Source organism: Streptomyces sp. NPDC004561, from assembly GCF_053602155.1.
In genome coordinates this window covers 1-3,762 of the sequence record NZ_JBSGDB010000675.1, presented here as the reverse complement: position 1 = coordinate 3,762, position 3,762 = coordinate 1, and the positions used below count along the sequence as shown (strand labels likewise).

Annotated in this window: 5 protein-coding genes and 1 pseudogene; 3 read left to right on the top strand and 3 right to left on the bottom strand. The window is 74.0% G+C overall.

Translation table 11 applies throughout. The features are described from left to right. Nucleotides 1–532: LysR substrate-binding domain-containing protein (locus tag ACWEN3_RS43385; protein WP_452983328.1), on the top strand; the 532-nt coding region annotated here is incomplete at its 5' end. A 10-nt stretch (nucleotides 533–542) separates the two neighbouring features. On the opposite strand, the gene ACWEN3_RS43380 is transcribed toward ACWEN3_RS43385, so the two are convergent. Next, complete coding sequence (locus ACWEN3_RS43380; RefSeq protein WP_452983325.1) at nucleotides 543–1,094, bottom strand: GNAT family N-acetyltransferase; 552 nt, start codon at nucleotides 1,092–1,094, stop codon at nucleotides 543–545. 2 nt (nucleotides 1,095–1,096) lie between these two features. Beyond that, nucleotides 1,097–1,572 (bottom strand): annotated as a pseudogene (locus ACWEN3_RS43375) (phosphohydrolase). A 55-nt stretch (nucleotides 1,573–1,627) separates the two neighbouring features. Between ACWEN3_RS43375 and ACWEN3_RS43370 the strand changes: the two are divergent. Both ACWEN3_RS43370 and ACWEN3_RS43365 read left to right on the top strand, forming a co-directional pair. Next, entirely contained in the window at nucleotides 1,628–2,287 is a 660-nt protein-coding gene (locus ACWEN3_RS43370) for a transmembrane-type terpene cyclase (RefSeq protein WP_452983322.1), read from the top strand. Between the two features lie 171 nt (nucleotides 2,288–2,458). Then, nucleotides 2,459–2,818, top strand: coding sequence for a cupin domain-containing protein (locus tag ACWEN3_RS43365; RefSeq protein ID WP_452983320.1), 360 nt, complete (start codon nucleotides 2,459–2,461; stop codon nucleotides 2,816–2,818). 508 nt (nucleotides 2,819–3,326) lie between these two features. On the opposite strand, the gene ACWEN3_RS43360 is transcribed toward ACWEN3_RS43365, so the two are convergent. Then, a partial coding sequence (locus ACWEN3_RS43360) for a pyridoxal-phosphate dependent enzyme (RefSeq protein ID WP_452983317.1) occupies nucleotides 3,327–3,762 on the bottom strand: 436 nt, incomplete at its 5' end.

Genomic DNA, 3,762 nt, shown 5'->3' with positions numbered 1-3,762 from the left:
CGATGTGCAACTGGGGGGACTCGCCGTCCGACGGCCGGTGCGGCGGGCGCGACGTCAGTACGGCGACGTCGATCGAGCCCGCCCGCAGGGCCCGCTGCACGCCACACCGCTCACCGACGAGGAGTTCGTGCTGGTCGCCGCCCCCGTGTGGGCGGGGCGGGTGGCGCGGCGGCTCGCCGCCGAGGGCCCGGCCGCGCTGCACGAGGTCCCGCTGATCACGTACGCCGAGGACCTGCCGATCGCCCGCCGCTACTGGCGCCATGTCTTCGGCCGGCGTCTGTCCCGTACCGCCGCCGTGACCGTGCCCGATCTGCGGGGCGTCCTCGCGGCGGTGGCGGCGGGCGCCGGGTTCTCCGTGCTGCCCCGCTATCTGTGCCAGGACCTGCTGGAGTCCGGCGCGGTGGTGGCGCTGCTGGAGCCGGAGGACCCGCCGATCAACACCGGCTTCCTCGTGCGGCGTCCCGGCGCCTCGGACAACGCCGACGTCGTCCGGGTGAGCGAGCTGCTGCTGCGCGCGGCCCGGTCCTGGTAGGCACCGGGGATCAGCCGGTGCCCGTCCACTCCGGCGCCAGCACCGACCAGATCTCCTCGTCGTGCCGCTCCCCCCGGTGCAGGTGGCTCTGACGCAGGACGGCGTCCTTGGTCATGCCGAGCCGCCGGGCGACCGCGATGCTGGGCGCGTTCTCCGCCGACACCCACCACTCCACCCGGTGGACGCCGCGCTCCCGGATCGCCCAGTCGATCAGCAGGCGCGCGGCCCGCGTCACCAGACCGCGGCCCACGGCGGCCGGCTCCAGCCAGCAACCCGCCTCCGCCGTGCCCTGCGGTACGTCAAGACGGCGCAGGATCACCGCCCCGACCAGCGTGCCGTCGAGCCGGATCGCGCGGATGAGGCCCGCGTCGGCCGCCTCCTTCTCGGCGTACGCCCGCAGGAACGCCCGGCCGCCCGCCAGATCGGCGACCACGTCCGGCAGACCGTTGAACCGGCCGATGAACTCCCGCCCCCGGTCCATGTGAGCCAGGAACTCCTCGGCCTGCCAGGGCTGGAGAGGACACAGCTCGGCACCGTCGGCACCGAGGGAGGTCGCGAGCATGGTCACCTTCGGGTGGGGGAATGGGACATCTGGTAAGCCAGCCTAAGGTCGGCGCTGTCCCCGATGGCCGTGAGGGCCTCGTCCAGCTCCAGGAACCACTGCCAGGCCGGCCGTCCGCCGGCCCCGGCCAGCCGCGCCACCACCAGGTCCTCCAGCTCCGGCACCCGTTTGTTCTTCCAGGCCTTGTCGGCCAGGCTGACCAGCAGGTCCTCCACGTCCGTCCCGGGAGCCGTCCAGGACGCGTCGTGCGTGGCGGCCCCGAACAGCACCGCCTCCGCGTCGAACTCCAGCTCCGGGCAGTGCCGTTGGACCCACTCCACCAGCCGGGCCGCCACGTCGTGCACCGCTCGGAGGTGGGCGACCAGCCGTGGTGGGGGTCAACTCCCGCCAGGAGCACGGTGGCCGGCCCGGGCAGCGGCCGCAGCGGCGGATCACCCATGTCGTCCGACGCGATCGACACTGTGTTCGTGGGAGTCATCCGTGACACAGTACTCACCGGAGTGTGGGGGACGGTTGTCTCGACGGGGGTGTTCATGCGGGTGGTGCACACGGCGTTCCTGCTCGGCACGGGCGGGTTCTGGACGGCGGCCTACGTACTGCTGGTCCGCACCGGGGTGCGGGAGCGGACGTTCGGCATGCCCGTCGTGGCCTTCGCCACCAACATCAGCTGGGAGTTCATGTTCGCGTTCGTGCGGCCGCCGTCCGGGGTCCTGCACGTCGTCAACATCGTGTGGTTCGCCTTCGACCTCGCCGTCGGCTACACGGTCGTACGCTTCGGGCGGTCCGAATTCCCCTACCTGCCCGACCGGTTGTTCCTGCCCGCGCTTGCCGTGCTGCTCGCCTTCGCCTACCCGGGCATGAACTACGCCTCCGAGCAGTTCGACGCGGGCGCCGGCACGATCACCGCGTTCGGCAGCAACCTGGCGATGTCCGCGATGTTCCTCGCCATGCTGGCCGCCCGCCGGGGCACGCGCGGCCAGTCCGCCGCGATCGCGCTGGCCAAGCTGCTGGGCACGGCCTGCGCCTCCCTGACGCTGCTCACCGATCCGCACGGGGCGCCGCGCTACGACAGCGCCCTCATGTACTACCTCTACGCCGCCTGCTTCCTCCTCGACCTCGCCTATCTCGGCGCCCTCGTGGCCGTACGCCGAGCCGAGCGGGCGGCGCCCGTCCCGGTCCCGGTCCCGGCGTGAGGCGCGGGCCCTGCGGCCTCGCCCCGCCCCTTGCCGAATGGCGGGCCCGAGTTGCCAGGCCGACGATGGTGCTGTGGGGTACGGCCGCCGCAGCGCCGGTGCCGTCCGAGGTCGCCGGGGGACGGAGACCGGCCCCGGCCGCGGCCAGCGGCCGGAAGGGAGGACACCGTCATGCTGGAAGTGAAGACGGTCGAGAAGCCGGACGAACGGCGTGACTTCCCCCGCGGCCACCTCGAAGCGCTCCATCTGACCGGGCTCGACTTCGCGGTGGGCACCTTCGAACCCGGCTGGGTCTGGTCGGAGTCCGTGGGCCCGATCGCGGGCACCGCCAGTTGCATGGTCCACCACAACGGTTACGTGGTGGAGGGGCGGATGCGGCTCCGCATGGACGACGGCGCCGAGACCGAGGTCGGCCCCGGTGACGTCTTCGTGATCCCGCCGGGCCACGACGCGTGGGTCGTGGGCGACGCGCAGGTCGTCCTCTTCGACTTCGCCGGCACCATGGCCAACGAGTACGCCAAGGGCTCATAGCCGGCGACGCCCACACAGTCCCCGGGTCGCACATGGTGCGACCCGGCAATCATGTGGCGGTCCCGGTGCTGGTGTGTGTTTCGGTGGCCTGGGGCTGTGCCGCTGTTCCCGTTGGTGCCCGGGAGCGATGCGGCGGTCCCGGTGGTGGCGCGTGTCTCGGTGGCCTGGGGGGCCGTATCGCCCTTCCCCCGCCCGCGCGTGTCCTGGCGAGCGGGGGCGTCCCAACGCGCTTCCTGTACCCGCGCGTGCCCTGGCGCCGGGCCGCCGTCCCGCGCCTCCGCCGTGCCCGGCCGCCGTCCCGTACGTGGACGTGCCCCCGCGCCCGGCCGTCGTCCGGTTCCCGCCCCCCGCCGTGCCGGCGGCCCGGAGCCGTCCCGGCCTTCCCACCGCTCCCATCGGCGCGTGGGCCGCCATGCCCGGGCGCCCCGCATCCCCGTGCGCCCCGCCCAGCCAAGACGCCGTCATGGTCGCGGAGCCCGCCGCGTCCGGACGTCGTACCCCTGGAGGCTCAGCCGTCGAACGCCTCCGCGCCCGATTCCGCCTCCGCCACGGCCTCCTTGTGGCCGAAGAGGCCGGGAAGGCCGCCGGTGTGGAGGAAGACGGTCTTCTCGCCGGGGCGCACGTCGCCGTCGTGGACCGCGGCGCGCAGGCCCGCCAAAGCACGGCCCGTGTACGTCGGGTCGAGCACGAGGCCCTCGGTGCGGGCGGCGAGGCGGAGCGCCTCGGCGACCGGGCCGGTCAGCGCGGCGTATCCGCGGCCCACCTGGTCCCGGCGCACCCGCAGCGTCTCCGGAGTGACCTCGTGCGCGGTGTGGGGTGCCGCGAACTCGGTCACCGCCGCGGCCGGGTCGGCCAGCGCGCCGACGTCGACGCCGAGCACCGAGCCGGAGCCCAGGGCGGCGACCAGACCGGCCATGGTGCCGCCGGAGCCCAGCGCGACCACC